The following is a 15,034-nucleotide window of genomic DNA, read 5'->3' as shown; positions in this document are numbered from 1 at the left end:
CTACAGAGGTATGAATATGATTAAAACCGAAGACAAATTAATGATGATGCCCGGACCGGTTTCGGTTCCGCACCGCGTTTTAATGGCAATGGCCAAACCGATGATTAACCACCGCGGAAAAGAATTTTCCGCAATTTACGATGACTGCCAGAGAATTTCAGCATCTCTTTTTAACACCGCGCAGGAAAATGTGTCTGTCATTTCCGGCTCGGGAACCGCCGGCATGGAAGCGGCTGTCGGCTGCTTGAACGGCAAAGACGACAAGATTCTCGCGATTGAAAACGGTAAATTCGGTCAGAGATTTAAGAAATTGGCCGGCAAATACGGAACCGTCGTTCCGCTCGAATTTGAATGGGGAAAATCCGTTGACTTGGCGGCAGTTGAAGAAAAATTAGCGGCCGGCGACATTAAAACAATTACAATGGTTCACAACGAATCATCAACCGCGATTCGAAATCCGGCGCCTGAGATCGGCGCGCTTGCCAAGAAATACGGCGCGTACTTCATTTTAGATGTCGTGTCATCCCTCGGCGGCGATGACATTCGAATTGACGAATGGAACGTTGACGTTGCCGTCACAGGTTCACAAAAATGTATTGCAGCGCCGCCGGGAATTTCCGTCGTTGCCGCAAACGAACGCGCGCTTGCCGAAATGGAAAACATCGCAACTCGCCCGTATTATTTGGACTTGGTCGCGTACCACAAAAGCGCGTCCAAAGAATTAAAAGAAACCCCGTACACGCCGGCCGTTTCATTATTTTTCGCAATGCAGGAAGCTTTGAAAATCATCGAAGAAGAAGGTCTTGACAACAGAATCGAAAGACATTATTTAATGACAAAAGCCGTCCGCGATGCCGTGACCGCAATCGGCGTTGAAATGTTCCCGCAGCTCAATGATGTCAGCGCGTATTCAAACACGGTTTCCGCGATGAAAGCGCCTGCCGGAATCAGCGGCGAAGACATCAAAAAAGCGCTGAACAAGAGAGGAATCATCATCACCGGCGGCCAGGACGATTTGAAAGGCAAGATTTTCAGAATCGGCTCCATGGGCTCGACAACACCGACAAACATCATGACAACGCTTTCCGAATTGGAACAAGTTCTCTATGATATGGGAATCGCCGAAGAAACCGGCGCGGTTATGGAAATTGCCGGCAAAACAATGGCAAAGCTTTACGAGTAAAGCATCATCAGAATCAATCGCAAACTATCGCAATATCACAATAACAAATAATAAGGTGAAAAAATGGCAAAAAAAGCAATTTTATCCTATTCGGGCGGCCTTGACACGTCTGTCTGCATCCCGATGCTCAAAGAGGATTACGGATTTGACGAAGTCATTACCGTTTCCGTTGATGTCGGTCAGCCGGAGCAGGAAGTCAAAAACGCTGAGGAGAAAGCAAAACTCATCAGTGACAAACATTACACGATTGACGCGAAAGACGAATTCGTCTCCGATTACATTTTCCCGCTCATTAAAGCGAACGGCGACTATGAAGGTTATGTGATGGGAACATCCATCGCGCGCCCGTTAATCGCTAAAAAGGTGGTTGAAATCGCCGAAAAAGAAAGCGCGTCCGCTTTTGCGCACGGCTGCACCGGCAAAGGAAACGACCAACTTCGTTTTGAAACCATTTTCCGCTCGACCGGCAAAGATGTAATCGCGCCGATGCGCGAGCGCAATTTGACGCGCGAATGGGAAATCGAATACGCGAAAGCCCACAACATTCCGGTTGCCGCAACCAAAGACAAGCCGTGGAGCGTTGATGAAAACCTCTGGAGCCGCAGCATCGAAGGCGGCCGTCTGGAAGACCCGAGTTTTGTTCCGCCGGAAGAAATCTACGAATGGACGACATCTCCCGAAAATGCGCCCGACAAGGCAACAATTGTGGACATCGGCTTTGAAAACGGTGTTCCCGTTTCGCTTGACGGTCAAAAAATGAAAGGATACGATTTAATCCAAAAATTGAATCAAATCGGCGGTGCAAACGGCGTCGGCCGTTCCGACATGGTGGAAGACCGTGTTCTCGGCCTCAAAGCGCGTGAAAATTACGAACACCCGGCCGCAACGATTCTCTTAAAAGCGCATAAAGATTTGGAACAGCTCGTCCTCACCCGCGCCGAACTCAAATTTAAAGCAAACGTTGACACACAGTGGTCCGAACTCGCGTACCAGGGACTTGTTGACGAACCGCTTTACGCTGATTTAAACGCGTTCATCGACAAAACACAGGAGCGTGTGACAGGAACCGTCAAAGTGAAGCTTTACAAAGGCGGTTTGATTGTTGTTGCCCGTGACTCTCCGTTCGCGCTTTATTCCGAAGATTTGGTGTCTTTTGACAGTCAAACGATTGATCAAAAAGACGCGGAAGGATTCTGTAAATATCACGGATTCCAGGCGCGTTTGTATAAGCAGTTGAAGAAGTGAATTAAAATTGAAGCGCTATCGCTTCATTTTTTAATTTTCATTATCAATTGAAACAATACGATTTTAGGAAAAGATTATTAAAGGAATAATCCTGTTTACGATTCATTCAAACGTTCTATCGAAGTATATAACGCATATCGAATCGCCGTGTCTTTTCACAGCGGTTTTCATTATTTTTATACAATTATTGAATCAGAGGATTCGCTCATGAAGCGATTCCGCTTTTAAAAGTGATTACTATGGCATTGAAGAAAGGCGATTTTGTCCGGTTAAACTACACCGGTAAAATGGAAGACGGTAAAGTCTTTGACACAACCGAAGAAGAAGTTGCGAAAGCAGAAAACGTTTACACACCGCAGGGCCTTTACGGCGGCGATGTGATTATCATCGGCTACGGCCACACAATCCCCGGTCTTGACAAGGAACTCGAAGGCAAAGAAGTCGGCGCGTCCGGCGAAGTCACAATCGGCCCCGAAGATGCGTTCGGCATGCCCAGAGAAGATTTGATGCAGTCCGTTTCAACTTCCAAATTCAAAGACGGTAAAGCTCAAGTCGGCATGGTCATTGAACAGGAAGGCCGTCAGGGCGTTGTGACAAAAGTCATCGGCCGCCGCGCAACAATCGACTTTAACAGTCCGCTTGCCGGAAAATCTGTCACTTACAGCTACAAGATTGAATCCGCTTTGGAAACACCCGAAGACAAAATCAAAGGGCTTTTCGCGCTTTACACCGGCGTTCAGGATGCCGATGTGAAAATCGACGGTGACGCTGCCGAAATCGAAATCCCGACGGGAATTACATTCAACCAGAGATGGCTTTTCATGAAAGGCAAGTTGGCCAACGAAGTTTTGGAAAACACTGACCTGAAAGAAATCCGCTATGTTGAAACTGTGAAAAAAGCGGAAAAGGAAGAGAAGGCTGAATAATCGGATTCATTCCTTTTATTCAATTTTTAATTTCTTTCATTTTTATTTGATTTCATTTAATTATTTTAATTTGATTTCGATTCGTTTTTTGAAAAATCATTATATATCCGAATCGTGTTTATGTGTTGCAGTTTTGCTGCGCGAATCCCTTTGCGGAGATAGCCAAGCGGCCCACGGCGCCGGTCTTGAAAACCGGTGGTGCCTCGCACCTCGGGAGTTCAAATCTCCCTCTCCGCGCTTTATTCTTTATTTTTATTTTTTGATTTCATTGACATCATTGAAATAAATACTGAAATGAATTTCATTAATTTTAAAAATCAAATGAGGAAACATCATGACAGAAGTTTTACTTGAAACCACGATGGGAAACATCAAAATTAAGTTGTACGACAACATGCCGATTACCGCCGGCAACTTTAAACAGCTCGTTGAAAACGGCTTTTACGACGGCATCATCTTCCACCGCGTGATTCCGAATTTCATGATTCAGGGCGGCTGCCCGAACGGAAACGGAATGGGCGGTCCGGGATACTCTATTCCCGACGAATTCGTGAAAGGCCCCTCCAATGTCCGCGGCACAATCGCAATGGCCAACGCAGGCCCGAACTCCGGCGGCAGCCAGTTCTTCATCAACCTCGTTGAGAACACCTACCTTGACTGGGACAAGCCCCCGGGATCCTCCAAGCACCCCGTTTTCGGCGAAGTCGTTGAAGGCATGGACGTTGTTGACAAGATCGGCGCTGTCAAAACCGCAAGAGGCGACAAGCCGACTCAGGATGTTAAAATCATTAAAGCAACAATTGTTTGATTGAACAATGGGAAACGGATTCAAAATCCGTTTCATTTTTTATTTTTATTTCTGTTTTTATTTTCATTTCTGCTTTTATCTACTTTATTTCAAGTTCTATTTTCGGATTTTTTTGTTTTGCCAATACTTTTTTAACCCAAAAACAAGAAACTCTTTTTCATGGATTACAGAGTCGGACAAATCGGCCGTGTCTTTGCCGTCAGAATGGATCACGGCGAAGATTTATTGGAATCACTGAAAAATCTCGCGAATCTTGAAAATATTCAAGCTGCGACATTCGTTTTACTCGGCGCAATCGAGTCCGGAAATTTGGTTGTCGGCCCAAAAAAGAACGAGCGTCCGCCGAATAAAATGTGGACGCGTTTTGAAGAAGCGCATGAAATCGTCGGCGCCGGCAATTTGTTCCGTGAAAACGGCGAGCCGGTTGTTCATCTTCATGCCGGGCTCGGCAGAGCCGAGGACGGAAAAGTCGGATGCGTTCGAAAAGAGAATCAAATTTTCATGGTGATTGAAGCGTTTATCTTTGAATTGACGGGATTTGAGGCGGAACGCGTTTGGAATGAAAAAGAAGGATATTCGCCGATTACTTTTAGATGAAAAACCGAGGGTGGTTTTTCAATTATTTTTTAAAAACGGAGCAGCTCGCGCGCGGCGACGGCAGCGGAAACGGTAAAGTAGCAGACAGCAACGGAAACGGCAAGGTAACCGCGCCCACGTTCGCGAAGCGAACGGCTGCTCTAAAAAGCAGATGCTTGCACAGACAAGACTTCCCCACCGGCAGCAAAATAAGAGAAAAGCATTCGAAAAACTGTTTTTTTGGTTTCATCGAAGTCTTGGGGCGAATCTCCAATCCTCATTTTGCTCGCTTCGCTCACAAAACTCGGATTGGAGGGACGGCTCTTATGATTTCGATTAATGATTGTAAACCGAAACATCGTTTTATTTAAAATTTAAAGAAAAATGAACCCCTTTTTTAAATTTTTATTTTTCAGAAAAAGGGGGCTCGGGTTTTCAAAAATTTATGAAAAATGATGTTTCGGTTTTCAAATTTTTAAAAACACAGCCGAGAGAAAGAATTGGAATAAATCAGAAAAGACGGGAAAACGGATCCATATTTTTAAAAAAATAATATTCATTTTTACAACCTAAAAACAGGATTGGAAAAAAGGATTAAACAAACATGTTTATATACATTGAAACCCTTTTTTTGTCATTCGAAAATGAAGAATAGAACAGAGTTTTTCGATTCAAAAAAATAACCGATTGATATTGTTTTTAACCAAACGGCAAATTAAATCCCAAAAATGATTTTTTTAGATTTGTCATTGCTAAAAATTCAATAATTTTTGAAATCAATTCTGTTTGAATAAAAATTGCCGAAAACAACAGCAGGCAAATAAAAATAAAATTTTAAAAATCGCGGAAAATTGAGATTCATTAGCACACCCTGTAAAATTTTTCACGAAAATGAAACGGCAGACAGAATCGCACACAAGAGATGTGACAAAAATTGCCGTTTGAATCAAACTTATTTTCTCATAAAAATACATAAAACATAAACGCACGAAGGAATTATTCCATGGACGAACAAAAAAACTATGACGGTTCCAGTATTCAGGTTTTAGAAGGCCTCGAAGCCGTCCGTAAAAGACCGAGCATGTACATCGGCAGCACGGACGCGCGCGGTCTCCATCACCTGGTTTACGAAGTCGTTGACAACAGCATCGACGAAGCGCTGGCCGGATACGCGAAAAACATCCGCATGACAATTAACGAAGACGGCAGCGTGACCGTTGTCGATGACGGAAGAGGCATTCCCGTCAGCATCCAGCCGAAATATCAAAAATCGGCACTTGAAGTCGTCTTAACAATTCTTCACGCCGGCGGCAAATTCGATAAAAACACCTACAAAGTGTCCGGCGGTCTTCACGGTGTCGGCGTTTCCGTCGTCAACGCGCTTTCCGAATGGCTGATTGCAGAAGTCAGAAGAGACGGCAAAGTCTACCGCCAAACCTACGCCTACGGGATTCCGACATCCGGCGTTGAAGCCGTCGGCGAATACGAAGGCGACAAAACCGGAACAACCATTCAGTTCAAGCCCGACAGCACGATTTTTGAAACAACCGACTTCAAATACGATATCCTGCTCAACCGCCTCAAAGAATTGGCCTTCCTCAACAAAGGCATTCACATCATCACCGAAGACCTCAGGCTTCCCGAAAACACAGGCGAAGACGAATTCGGCGACATTGCGGAAGACGATTCCGATGTGACCGCCGACATTGAGTTTGAGTCAGCCGAAGAAGATGATGAAGACGGCGAAAGCGCCGGCAGCAAAAAGAAATCCGGACGAACGCTCGGCACCAAAGAAAAATACCACGACCTTTACTACGAAGGCGGTATCATCGAATTCGTCAAATATTTAAACAGCGGCAAAACCGTTCTTCACGACACGCCGATTTATTTTGAGCGCCAAAGAGACGGCACCGACGTTGAAATTTCCATGCAGTACACGGAAAGTTACAATTCAAACGTCCATTCTTTCGCGAACAACATCAACACGACCGAAGGCGGAACGCATATGGTCGGCTTCAAATCTGCTTTGACCCGCGTTGCCAACGATTACATCAAAAAGAACAATTTGGACAAAGACACCAAAGACGGCGCGTCATTAAGCGGCGAAGACATTCGCGAAGGCTTAACCGCAATTATCAGCGTCAAACTCTTAGAACCGCAATTTGAAGGCCAAACGAAGACAAAACTCGGCAACAGCGAAATCAAAGGCATTGTCGACTCCCTCGTCACCGAAGGACTTGCCGAATACTTCGAAGAGAATCCGAAAGTGGCAACCACGATTTTGGAAAAAGCGCTCCTCGCCAAAAAAGCCAGAGAAGCCGCGAAAAAAGCCAGAGAATTGACGCGCAGAAAAAGCGCGCTTGAAGTCAGCACCTTGCCCGGCAAGCTCGCCGACTGCTCCGAGCGTGACGCCTCTTTGTGCGAACTCTACCTTGTCGAAGGTAACTCCGCCGGCGGATCGGCCAAGCAGGGCAGAAACCGCGCGTTTCAGGCGATTCTGCCGTTTAGAGGCAAGATTCTTAACGTCGAGAAGACAAGAATGGACAGAGCGCTTAAAAACGCCGAAATCGCGTCGCTCATCACAGCGCTCGGCGCAGGCCTCGGCGATGACATGGACATGGACAAACTTCGCTACCACAAAGTCGTCATCATGACCGATGCCGATGTCGACGGCGCGCACATTCGAACACTCATTCTGACATTCTTCTTCCGCTACATGCCGGATCTCATCAACAGCGGCTACGTTTATATCGCTCAGCCGCCGCTTTACAGAATCAAAAAAGGCAAAGCGGAATACTACGCTTACAATGACAAACAGCTCCGGGCGAAATTAGCTGAGCTCGGCGACAAAGGAATTACGGTTTCCAGATACAAGGGTCTTGGTGAAATGAACCCCGAACAGCTTTGGTCCACCACAATGAACCCGGAAACCAGAACCTTGCTTCAGGTAACGATTGAAGACGCGATTGCCGCCGATGAAATTTTCTCAATTTTGATGGGCGATGAAGTCCTTCCGAGAAGAGAATTCATTCAGGCGCACGCGAAAGAAGTGGAGAATTTAGACATTTGAGGAGGCTGGAATTATGGATGAAAATCAAGACAACCAACAAAACAATCAACAACAGCATCTCCTCGATGAATACATCAGCCGCTCCGAACTTCCCGACGAAGTTGAAGACGATGTAAAAACCGCAGCCGTTTCTGAAAATGACGGCGGAAATGCAGGCGGTGACGGAAACAATGGCGGAGATGATGAAAACGATGAAGACGGCGCGCCGATCGTTGACGAAGAACGCGTTTCCGTTCGCCCGGTTTTATTGAACGATGAGATGAAAAATTCTTACATTCAATATGCGATGAGCGTTATTATCGGCCGCGCACTTCCCGACGCGCGCGACGGTTTAAAACCGGTTCACCGCAGGATTCTCTTTTCAATGAAAGAAAACGGCATGGTTTATGAAAAGCCGCCGAAAAAATCCGCGCACGTCGTCGGTGACGTTCTTGCGAAATACCATCCGCACGGCGATTCCGCTGTTTACGATTCCATGGTCAGAATGGCGCAGGACTTTTCACTGCGCTACCCGCTCATTGACGGACAAGGCAACTTTGGTTCAATTGACGGTGATGAAGCAGCCGCCATGCGTTACACAGAAGCGCGAATGGCAAAAGTTTCTGCTGAAATGCTTGAAGATTTGGATAAGGAAACCGTTGACTACCGCCCCAATTACGACGAATCGCTTCAGGAGCCGGCAGTGCTTCCGGCAAAACTTCCGAATCTTTTAATCAACGGCTCCACCGGCATTGCCGTCGGTATGGCAACAAACATGCCGCCGCATAATTTAACGGAAGTCATTGACGCAACTGTCATGATGATTGACAATCCCGACGCGGATGTCCCGGAATTAATGTCCGTCATCAAGGGACCCGATTTCCCGACGCGCGCCGTGATTTTAGGAAACGAAGGAATAATTAATGCGTTTAAAACCGGACGCGGAAGCGTTCGCATTCAGGCGGTTTCCCACATTGAAGAAATGAAAGGCAACCGCGAAAAAATCGTCGTGACCGAACTGCCTTACCAAGTGAACAAGGCGCGGTTGATTGAAAATATCGCCGAGCTTGTCCGCGATAAAAAAGTGACCGGTATTTCTGATCTTCGCGATGAATCCGACCGCGACGGTATTCGTGTTGTCATGGAATTGACGAACGGAACAAATGCCAGCGTTTTGATGAATCAGCTTTACAAGCACACGCAGCTTCAGACGAGTTTCGGTATTATCAATTTAGCAATCGTTGACGGCGTGCCGCGTGTGATGGGACTGCGCCAGCTTTTAAAGATTTATTTGAAACACAGAATGGATGTTGTTCAGAGAAGAACGCTTTACGATTTAAGAACCGCAAGAGAGCGCGAGCATATTTTAAACGGTTTGAAAATCGCGCTTGACAATATTGATCCCGTCATTGAATTGATTAAAGCGTCCGATGACGCGCAAACCGCAAGAGACGGTTTGATGGCGCAGTTCGGCCTTGATGAAATTCAAGCGAAAGCCATTCTTGAAATGAGACTTCAAAGGCTCACCGGCATGGAAATTCAAAAGATTTTGGACGAACTCGAAGAGGTTTTGACCAAGATTCAGGAACTTGAAAAGATTGTCGGAAGCGATGAAATCAAATACGGAATCATTCGCGATGAACTAACGGAAATGAAAGAGAAATTCGGCGATGACCGCAAGACGCAGATTATTCACGGCGGTTTCGACATCGACAACGAAGATTTGATTCAGAAGGAAGATGTTATTATCACAATGACGAACCGCGGCTACATCAAACGTCTTTCCGCGAACACTTATTCGCGTCAGCGCCGCGGCGGCAAAGGAATTATCGGCATGGAAACAAAGGATGAAGACATTGTCGTGAATCTTTTTGTCTCTTCCACCCACAATTACATTTTGTTCTTCACGAACAAGGGCCGCGTTTACTGGAAGAAAGGCTATGAAATTCCCGAAGGCAGCCGAACTTCAAAAGGCAAATCCATTGTCAATTTCTTGGATTTGAAAGAAGACGAAACGGTTACTGCGTCCATTCCGGTTTCCGAATTTAAGGACGGGCAATACCTGATGATGGTGACGAAGCAAGGAACGGTTAAGAAAACGCCGCTCACCGACTTCAAGAACCCGAGAAAAGCCGGCATTATCGCAACAACGCTTGCCCCCGGCGACGAACTTGTCAATGTGATTCAAACCGACGGCGCCCGTGAAGTTGTGATTGTTTCACGCGCCGGCAAAGCCGTTCGCTTCGCCGAAGAAGAAGTCCGTCCGATGGGCAGATCCGCGCGCGGCGTGATGGGCATGCGCCTGTCAAAGCCGGGAGATGCCGTTGTCAGCATGGACGTCGTCAACCCGGAAGAGTCGCTCCTGACAATCACGGAAAACGGATACGGCAAATTAAGCCCGTTCACGGAATATCTGAAAAAGCACCGCGGAATCCAGGGCGTGATGTCCATCGTCACCGATGACAGAAACGGTCAAGTCGTTGCCGTCAAGTCCGTCAATTTAAGTGACGAGCTGATTATCACGAGCGCCGAAGGAATTATCATCAGAATCCGCATCGGCGAAGGACTCCACGAGCAGGGCAGAAACACAAAAGGCGTTCGCATCATGAAGCTTGCCGACAACGATAAAGTTGTGAGCGTCGCCACCGTGAAACAGCCCGAAGACGGAAAATTAGAAGCATCGGAAGGTGCCGAAAACGATTCGGATTCCGCTCAGCAAACTTTTGATGCCGATTCCGGCGAAGCCGAAACCGTCGTTGAAGAAGTAATTGAAGAAACAAAGTTTGAAGAAAACGAATAATCGAAATGTATCTCACGATACATTTCTTTTTTTAATTTTTAGCAAAAATCATCCGTTTTTGAAAAAATTATCAAAAACGAAAACACCGGCATGTGACCGGCCCTGCCAAGTTTTATTCCGCGCACTGTTTTATGCAATCCGCCGGCAATGTTCATTTCTGCGACGCTTTTGTTTGCGGCAAAGCCGCCAAAATTGCGAAGCAATTTTCTGCAAACACCGCCCCAAATCGACGGCGAAGCCATTAAAATTTGTGAGCGCAGCGAACAAATTTTCTGCAAACACCTGATAAAACAGCCCTTGAAATTTTGTGAGCGAAGCGAGCAAAATTTATTTAGAAAATCCAAATTCCGTCTAAAACGTCGGTAAACTCATGGAGAATGAAAATAATCATTAGAAAAACAATAATCACTTTGGTGGACCAGAAAATCGCCCAATAAATCGGTTTGACTTGAGCCTGATTTCCCATATATTTTATTTTCGGCATGATACATTCATAAAACCCCTTTTGTGATTTAATGTTTTTCAAAAATGATTTTTTATTTTTCAAAAATTAACTTTTTTTCAGATAATAGATTGTATTTTTCAAAAAACTTGATCAAGAACGGATTTCTTCCAAAAAAATAGCTTCAATTGAAACCGCATTTTAGAGAACGGTTATAAAGAAAAACTTTCTTTTGGGGGTATCGGGAAATTTGAAAAAATATTTTTCAAGAATTTCTAAAAACGATAAAATCAAAAGGGGAAAACTTATGAAGAAAATACTTATGGTTTTTGCGGTTCTTGCAGCCGCGATTTTAGCAGTCGGCGCAAGTGGCTGCTTAGGCTCAGACTCCGATATCGGAAACGACACGATTGTGACCGGCGCGCCCGCGCAGTCCGTCATCATTTACACTGACGGTGACGATGTTATCGCTCAAATGGTTGTCATGATTATGGGAACGCACAGTCAGTCCATTGACAAAGACAATGTGACTGTCAACGTCAGCGGCTCGGTTGTTGACATTTTTGTTCCGGCTGTTACTGTCAGCGGCATTAACACAATGGACATCGGCTACGAAGATGTGACCGTTGTTCTCGGCAAAGTCAGCGACTTTGAAGCCGGCAGAAAATATACGATTGCAATCGACGGCGAAGCGAATGTGATGAAGCAGTACGGTTTTGAAATCGTTGACGGCACATTGTATTCATTCAGACCGGCCAACATTGACACTGTCACCGTCGCTGTTGACGGAAACGACATCATTGCAACCGCGGTTGTCGCAATCGGCGGCGGCTCAAACAGCATTGACAAAGAAAACATCACAGTCGCAAGCGAATTTGATAAAGACAACGAATATGACATTTACATTCCGTTAAAAGTCAAAGACGGGCCGTCCACCATGGAAATGAAATGGGGCGAAGAAAAATTCACAATCGGACAAATTAATAAAATGAAAGACGGAACATATGCCGTAAACGTCAACGGATATTTCGTTTCATTTACAATTACCGGCGGCGAATTAACAGTCAACGCTTAATGAATTAAAAAATAAATTCGATTAAAAAATGTCAGTCCTGAAATCAGGAGCTTGACATTTTTCTTATTCTAAAATCGCTTTATGCAAGCGTGTTTTGATCACAAACAGTAATTTGAAAAATCTCTTTTCAAATCTGAATTAATCGTCACCAGGGAACGAACAATATTTGTGATGACGGATTCCGATAATTCGATTAATCTTAAAAGAGCGGCATCCGCTTTTTCAAATCCTTTTAAAACGTCGCCGGTGTCGATATGCGTAATGAAAACCTGCTCCGTCAAGAGATTTTTAATGGATTCGAGAGAAATGACGACGACAATCGAATCTTTATTGAATTCTTTGCCGACATAAGGATGATCATTGTTTAATTTTTGACCTTTTACGATGAACTCGTCAACGATTTTCGCCAATCCTTCATGATATTTCAAAACCGAAACATGACGGAATTTGGAATCCAATTCATAATCCTTTTTCAATTCGGCGCGAAATTCGTTTAAGTCCTTTCGAACCTGTTTTAACAATTTATTGGACGGAACGTAATAATCTTCTAAAATCGTTTGATAATATTTGAAATTTTCAATCGCCAGATTCTGTTTTTGATATTGTATAAGAGTTAAAATTTGGTTATTGTCTGTTAAATCCATTTAATTTCCCCGTTTTAAGATTCAATTTTGATAATCAACGAATTTATAATTTAAAAAGAATTTATATAAGCGTTGTCACAATAGAATATGTAGGGAATCATATTCAAAATAGAATATATAGAACATTGTGAACCAAAATTTTAGGATTCTTCTTGCATCACTTTTTTGTAATAATTGCCCCATGACTGCATTGAATCCAACACAGGTGCCATGCTTTCCCCAAGTTCCGTTAATGAATATTCAACACGCGGCGGAACTTCAGCAAAAACTACCCGGTTGATTAATCCGTCTCTTTCCATGGCTTTAAGCTGCTGTGTCAGCATCCGCTGACTGACGTTACTGATGGATCGTTGTAACTCACTGAATCTTTTTTTATCAGGCATTAATTCCCTTAAAATTAAAACTTTCCATTTGTCACCGATTAATTGAAGCGTGATTTCGACAGGACAGGGCGGTAATTCTTTCATTTTAATCACTTTTTACATTTCTAAATCATTCAAACAGGTATATGGAAACAACAGTTACTTTTTGGTTCATATATTACATTTTGATTTCTGCTTACTATAAATAAGAATCGTTCGTTCTGAGAATTATGTTTGCCGGCAACTTAAATCAAACAATAAAAATCAAATTGAACAAAACCAAAAATATGAGGTAAAATATGAAAATCGCAATTATCGGCGCAGCCGGAAAAGAAGGAAAATATCTGTTCGAAGAAGCCGCCTCGCGTGGACATGATGTGACCGCTGTTGTTAGAGATGCTTCTAAAATCACAAATTTGAACATGAAAATTTTAGAAAAAGATTTGTTTGACTTAACTTATGACGATTTAAAAGATTTTGACGTTGTCATTGACGCATTCGGTGCTTGGACACCGGACACGTTGCCGCTTCATGAAACATCTTTGAAACATCTGGCAAACATTTTGAAAGGCCATGAAAATATTCGCCTTTTAATTGTCGGCGGTGCCGGCAGTTTATATGTCGATCCCGAACACAAAATAAGACTCGTGGACACACCTGAATTTCCCGAAGCTTTCATGCCGCTTGCAACAGCGATGGGAAATGCTTTTGACATGTTGAAGAAAACGGAAGGCGTAAATTGGACATATCTGAGTCCTGCGGCGGATTTTGTCGCCGACGGTGAGCGGACAGGAAAATACAAACTCGGCAGCGATGAATTAATCGTAAACAGCGACGGAAACAGTCAAATCAGTTATGCCGATTACGCAATCGCGATGATTGATGAAGCCGAAAACGGAAAATATTTGAAACAAAGATTCAGCGTTGTTTCTGAATAAATGAATGGAAAATGAAAAGTGATATAATGAAATTAAAATTAATTTTGGTTCTTGCAGTTATTTGTATTGCATTTTCAGGATGTCTCGAAAACGGTGATGAAACAAAACCAACTCCGGAAATACCTTCAAATGTTATCGTCAAAGAATTCGGTGATGTGAAGCTTCATTCATTCCTGTCCGATAGCGTTTCTCCCGTTATCGTCGAACATGATAAGCTTATCATTATTGATTATCCGGGCGACTCGGAAATACAAGCAACTGCCTTTAAAGAATATGTTGAAAGTTTCGGTAAACCCATTGACCGCATCATTATCAGCCATGTTGATGAAGCACATTGGATCAATATTCAAAAATATTTCCCAAATGTTTCGATTTACAGTGTCGATGCCGATGAAATAATGGCAATGGCCACCGGATCGAATTTGACTGTCACAAAGTTAAACGATGATTCAAAAATGACAATTGACGGCGTGAAATATGAATTTGAAACGAATCGTGAAATCGGCGCATGGGCAATCAAATTGTCGGATCAGAAAGCTGTTTATGTCGAACATTTGGGTTATGTGAATCTTCATGTTTTGATTGCGCCGCTTGAACCGCGTGCGGAAATGCTGAAAGATTTGGAAGCGCAAGGGTACATTTGGTTTATGTCCGGGCACGGCGTTCCTGCAACAGCATCTGAATTTGTTGATAATGTTGAAAAATATTACAGCGAGATTTTGAAGGCCGTTGCCGAATCTGAAACGCCTGATGAAGCAAAAACAATTATTATGCAGAAGTATCCGAATTATGTGACAGAAGAGATGCTTGATGCAATGCTGCCGCAGTTTTTTTGAGTCAAATGTAAAGAACCGGATTTTAAATTCAGTTCTTTATTTCATTTTTTTGAAAAAAATCAAAATGAATCATCAATTTAGCCGTTTAATTCTTTTTTAAATTCATGAAACACTCTCAAAGATTAATTAGATTTTAAACAAAATAATCAT

Annotated in this window: 13 protein-coding genes and 1 tRNA gene; 11 read left to right on the top strand and 3 right to left on the bottom strand. The window is 43.8% G+C overall.

From position 1 onward, the window contains the following. The first annotated feature begins 16 nt into the window (after positions 1 to 16). The 8 genes from MmiEs2_RS01360 (at position 17) to gyrA (ending at position 10,587) form a co-directional block, all read left to right on the top strand. Positions 17 to 1,183 (top strand): pyridoxal-phosphate-dependent aminotransferase family protein, encoded by a 1,167-nt coding sequence (locus MmiEs2_RS01360; RefSeq protein WP_316559646.1) that lies wholly within the window; start codon positions 17 to 19, stop codon positions 1,181 to 1,183. Between the two features lie 63 nt (positions 1,184 to 1,246). Next, positions 1,247 to 2,428 carry an argininosuccinate synthase gene (locus MmiEs2_RS01355; protein WP_316559645.1) on the top strand — a complete coding sequence of 394 codons (1,182 nt, stop codon included), beginning with the start codon at positions 1,247 to 1,249 and terminating at the stop codon, positions 2,426 to 2,428. Positions 2,429 to 2,667: 239 nt separating this feature from the next. Beyond that, entirely contained in the window at positions 2,668 to 3,354 is a 687-nt protein-coding gene (locus MmiEs2_RS01350) for a peptidylprolyl isomerase (protein WP_316559644.1), read from the top strand. A 152-nt stretch (positions 3,355 to 3,506) separates the two neighbouring features. After that, positions 3,507 to 3,591 (top strand) — tRNA-Ser (locus tag MmiEs2_RS01345). A gap of 97 nt (positions 3,592 to 3,688) precedes the next feature. After that, entirely contained in the window at positions 3,689 to 4,162 is a 474-nt protein-coding gene (locus MmiEs2_RS01340) for a peptidylprolyl isomerase (protein ID WP_316559643.1), read from the top strand. Between the two features lie 159 nt (positions 4,163 to 4,321). Then, positions 4,322 to 4,759 carry a PPC domain-containing DNA-binding protein gene (locus MmiEs2_RS01335; protein ID WP_316559642.1) on the top strand — a complete coding sequence of 146 codons (438 nt, stop codon included), beginning with the start codon at positions 4,322 to 4,324 and terminating at the stop codon, positions 4,757 to 4,759. Between the two features lie 982 nt (positions 4,760 to 5,741). Beyond that, a complete protein-coding gene (gene gyrB, locus MmiEs2_RS01330; RefSeq protein WP_316559641.1) occupies positions 5,742 to 7,808 on the top strand; it encodes a DNA topoisomerase (ATP-hydrolyzing) subunit B in 2,067 nt (688 codons plus the stop codon). Between the two features lie 13 nt (positions 7,809 to 7,821). After that, complete coding sequence (gene gyrA / locus MmiEs2_RS01325) at positions 7,822 to 10,587, top strand: DNA gyrase subunit A (protein WP_316559640.1); 2,766 nt, start codon at positions 7,822 to 7,824, stop codon at positions 10,585 to 10,587. Positions 10,588 to 10,918: 331 nt separating this feature from the next. Here the strand turns inward: gyrA and MmiEs2_RS01320 are convergent, their stop codons facing one another. Next, positions 10,919 to 11,071 (bottom strand): hypothetical protein, encoded by a 153-nt coding sequence (locus MmiEs2_RS01320; RefSeq protein ID WP_316559639.1) that lies wholly within the window; start codon positions 11,069 to 11,071, stop codon positions 10,919 to 10,921. Positions 11,072 to 11,336: 265 nt separating this feature from the next. On the opposite strand from MmiEs2_RS01320, the gene MmiEs2_RS01315 reads away from it, so the two are divergent. Beyond that, positions 11,337 to 12,104 carry a hypothetical protein gene (locus MmiEs2_RS01315; protein ID WP_316559638.1) on the top strand — a complete coding sequence of 256 codons (768 nt, stop codon included), beginning with the start codon at positions 11,337 to 11,339 and terminating at the stop codon, positions 12,102 to 12,104. A 98-nt stretch (positions 12,105 to 12,202) separates the two neighbouring features. Here the strand turns inward: MmiEs2_RS01315 and MmiEs2_RS01310 are convergent, their stop codons facing one another. Beyond that, a complete protein-coding gene (locus MmiEs2_RS01310; RefSeq protein ID WP_316559637.1) occupies positions 12,203 to 12,748 on the bottom strand; it encodes a hypothetical protein in 546 nt (181 codons plus the stop codon). Between the two features lie 140 nt (positions 12,749 to 12,888). Further along, entirely contained in the window at positions 12,889 to 13,215 is a 327-nt protein-coding gene (locus MmiEs2_RS01305; protein ID WP_316559636.1) for a winged helix-turn-helix transcriptional regulator, read from the bottom strand. A gap of 194 nt (positions 13,216 to 13,409) precedes the next feature. Here MmiEs2_RS01305 and MmiEs2_RS01300 point away from each other — a divergent pair, with 194 nt between their 5' ends. After that, positions 13,410 to 14,048, top strand: coding sequence for an NAD(P)-dependent oxidoreductase (locus MmiEs2_RS01300; RefSeq protein WP_316559635.1), 639 nt, complete (start codon positions 13,410 to 13,412; stop codon positions 14,046 to 14,048). 26 nt (positions 14,049 to 14,074) lie between these two features. Next, positions 14,075 to 14,884, top strand: coding sequence for an MBL fold metallo-hydrolase (locus MmiEs2_RS01295; protein WP_316559634.1), 810 nt, complete (start codon positions 14,075 to 14,077; stop codon positions 14,882 to 14,884). The last annotated feature ends 150 nt before the right edge of the window (positions 14,885 to 15,034 follow it).

It is taken from the genome of Methanimicrococcus stummii (assembly GCF_032594435.1).
Taxonomy (GTDB): Archaea; Halobacteriota; Methanosarcinia; order Methanosarcinales; family Methanosarcinaceae; genus Methanimicrococcus; species Methanimicrococcus stummii.
This window is presented reverse-complemented; position numbering and strand designations above follow the sequence as displayed.

What these genes read in the sequence shown, in the direction of transcription:
- MmiEs2_RS01320 (WP_316559639.1), bottom strand. Translation starts at nt 11,071, where the DNA reads ATGCCGAAAATAAAATATATGGGAAATCAGGCTCAAGTCAAACCGATT.
- MmiEs2_RS01305 (WP_316559636.1), bottom strand. Translation starts at nt 13,215, where the DNA reads ATGAAAGAATTACCGCCCTGTCCTGTCGAAATCACGCTTCAATTAATC.
- MmiEs2_RS01340 (WP_316559643.1), top strand. Translation starts at nt 3,689, where the DNA reads ATGACAGAAGTTTTACTTGAAACCACGATGGGAAACATCAAAATTAAG.
- gyrA (WP_316559640.1), top strand. Translation starts at nt 7,822, where the DNA reads ATGGATGAAAATCAAGACAACCAACAAAACAATCAACAACAGCATCTC.
- MmiEs2_RS01310 (WP_316559637.1), bottom strand. Translation starts at nt 12,748, where the DNA reads ATGGATTTAACAGACAATAACCAAATTTTAACTCTTATACAATATCAA.
- MmiEs2_RS01355 (WP_316559645.1), top strand. Translation starts at nt 1,247, where the DNA reads ATGGCAAAAAAAGCAATTTTATCCTATTCGGGCGGCCTTGACACGTCT.
- MmiEs2_RS01295 (WP_316559634.1), top strand. Translation starts at nt 14,075, where the DNA reads ATGAAATTAAAATTAATTTTGGTTCTTGCAGTTATTTGTATTGCATTT.
- MmiEs2_RS01360 (WP_316559646.1), top strand. Translation starts at nt 17, where the DNA reads ATGATTAAAACCGAAGACAAATTAATGATGATGCCCGGACCGGTTTCG.
- MmiEs2_RS01300 (WP_316559635.1), top strand. Translation starts at nt 13,410, where the DNA reads ATGAAAATCGCAATTATCGGCGCAGCCGGAAAAGAAGGAAAATATCTG.
- gyrB (WP_316559641.1), top strand. Translation starts at nt 5,742, where the DNA reads ATGGACGAACAAAAAAACTATGACGGTTCCAGTATTCAGGTTTTAGAA.
- MmiEs2_RS01335 (WP_316559642.1), top strand. Translation starts at nt 4,322, where the DNA reads ATGGATTACAGAGTCGGACAAATCGGCCGTGTCTTTGCCGTCAGAATG.
- MmiEs2_RS01350 (WP_316559644.1), top strand. Translation starts at nt 2,668, where the DNA reads ATGGCATTGAAGAAAGGCGATTTTGTCCGGTTAAACTACACCGGTAAA.
- MmiEs2_RS01315 (WP_316559638.1), top strand. Translation starts at nt 11,337, where the DNA reads ATGAAGAAAATACTTATGGTTTTTGCGGTTCTTGCAGCCGCGATTTTA.